General features: G+C 65.4%; 3 protein-coding genes. All 3 read left to right on the top strand.

The window, feature by feature from the left end; genetic code table 11:
- Positions 1 to 828, top strand: an 828-nt coding sequence (locus tag HND91_RS22365) for a carbohydrate ABC transporter permease (protein WP_181708824.1), incomplete at its 5' end; no start/stop codon positions are given.
- A gap of 11 nt (positions 829 to 839) precedes the next feature.
- Positions 840 to 1,727 carry a carbohydrate ABC transporter permease gene (locus HND91_RS22360; RefSeq protein WP_246329651.1) on the top strand — a complete coding sequence of 296 codons (888 nt, stop codon included), beginning with the start codon at positions 840 to 842 and terminating at the stop codon, positions 1,725 to 1,727.
- 301 nt (positions 1,728 to 2,028) lie between these two features.
- Positions 2,029 to 2,149: DUF2160 family membrane protein (locus HND91_RS22355; RefSeq protein ID WP_246329652.1), on the top strand; the 121-nt coding region annotated here is incomplete at its 3' end.

Here is a 2,149-nt window from a genome sequence, read left to right as displayed (position 1 = left end):
CCGGTGCTGCTGCTGGTGGCCTTCTCGGCGGTGATCCCGCTGATGACGGTGGTGAACTATTCGGTCCAGGACACCTTCGGGAACAACGAGTTCTTCTGGGCCGGCACGGAATGGTTCAAGGAGACGCTCACCTCGGACCGCTTCCACCAGGCGCTGTGGCGGAACCTCCTGTTCTCGGCCATCATCCTGGCCATCGAGATCCCGCTCGGCATCGCCATCGCGCTCAGCATGCCGCGCAAGGGCATCGGCGTGCCGATCTGCCTCGTCCTGATGGCGCTGCCGCTGCTCATTCCGTGGAACGTGGTCGGCACCATCTGGCAGGTGTTCGGGCGCGTGGACATCGGCCTCCTCGGCCGCAGCCTCACCGCCCTCGGCGTGGACTACAACTACACGCAGGACCCGATCGACGCCTGGGTCACCGTCATCCTGATGGACGTCTGGCACTGGACGAGCCTCGTGGTGCTCCTCTGCTACGCCGGCCTCGTGTCGATCCCGGACGCCTACTACCAGGCCGCGCGCATCGACGGCGCGTCCAAGTGGTCCGTGTTCCGCTACATCCAGCTGCCGAAGATGCAGCGGGTGCTGCTGATCGCCGTGCTGCTGCGCTTCATGGACAGCTTCATGATCTACACCGAACCCTTCGTGGTCACCGGTGGCGGTCCGGGCAACTCCACGACCTTCCTGTCCATCGACCTCGTCAAGATGGCGGTCGGCCAGTTCGACCTCGGGCCCGCCGCCGCCATGTCGATCATCTATTTCCTGATCATCCTCCTCCTCTCCTGGGTCTTCTACACCGTGATGACCCAGGCGGGCGAAGAGCGGCGCTGAGGGCCAACCCCATGACCACCGACGCCACCACCCTCCCCCGCGCGACCGCCGAGCCGAAGACCCGCCCGGTGTCGGTCGGCGCGGTGCGCTCGAGCCAGCGCAGCCGGTTCACCTGGCTGGTGCCGACGATCTACATCGTCTTCCTGCTGTTGCCGATCTACTGGCTCGTGAACATGAGCTTCAAGACCACGCAGGAGATCCTGTCGGTCTTCTCGCTCTGGCCGCAGAACTTCACGCTGCAGAACTATGTCGTGATCCTGACGGATCCGTCCTGGTACAACGGCTACATCAACTCGATGACCTACGTAGCGCTCAACACGGTGATCTCCGTGGCGGTGGCGCTACCGGCGGCATACGCCTTCTCGCGCTATCGCTTCCTCGGCGACAAGCACCTGTTCTTCTGGCTGCTGACCAACCGCATGGCCCCGCCGGCGGTGTTCGTGCTGCCCTTCTTCCAGCTCTACTCGGGCTTCGGGCTGATCGACACGCACATCGCCGTCGCCATCGCGCACTGCCTGTTCAACGTGCCGCTGGCGGTGTGGATCCTGGAAGGCTTCATGTCGGGCGTGCCGAAGGAGATCGACGAGACCGCCTACATCGACGGCTACTCCTTCCCGAAGTTCTTCGTGAAGATCTTCATGCCGCTGATCGCGAGCGGCATCGGCGTCGCGGCCTTCTTCTGCTTCATGTTCTCGTGGGTGGAGCTCCTGATCGCCCGCACCCTGACGACGACCGACGCCAAGCCGATCGCCGCCACCATGACCCGCACGGTCTCCGCCTCGGGCCTCGACTGGGGCGTGCTGGCCGCCGCCGGCGTGCTCACCATCATCCCGGGCGCGCTCGTGATCTGGTTCGTCCGCAACTACATCGCCAAGGGCTTCGCCCTGGGGAGGGTGTGATGGCGGGTGGAGGTTTTCTGAACGGGCGGAGGTTCACCCCTGATCGTCTTGGGGGGAGGTTCACCCCTCTCCCTAACCCTCTCCCTCAAGGGGAGAGGGGATGGGTCGGCGGTGAATGGTACGCGGGCGTCCGCGTTTGCACCCGAACCACCATCACGCCCCCTCTCCCCTTGAGGGAGAGGGTCGGGGTGAGGGGTGGAACCGCCCACGCCAGCCGTCCCGCTACCGCCGACGCCAGCCGGCGCCTCGCCTTCACAACGCGTCGCGAGCCAAACGCCCACCCCCAGACCGGAGCACGATGATGGACTTCTCCTGGATGGCCTGGACCTGGCCGACGGCGCTCTTCTTTATCGCGATCTTCTCGATGATCGCCGCCATGGGCGTGTGGGAATACGCCTCGCCCGGCGGGCATCCCCGGGTCG

The sequence above is a fragment of the Chthonobacter rhizosphaerae genome (assembly GCF_013839525.1).
GTDB lineage: Bacteria > Pseudomonadota > Alphaproteobacteria > Rhizobiales > Pleomorphomonadaceae > Chthonobacter > Chthonobacter rhizosphaerae.
The sequence above is the reverse complement of the archived record's forward strand: the minus strand, read 5'-3'. Positions and strand labels throughout refer to the sequence as shown.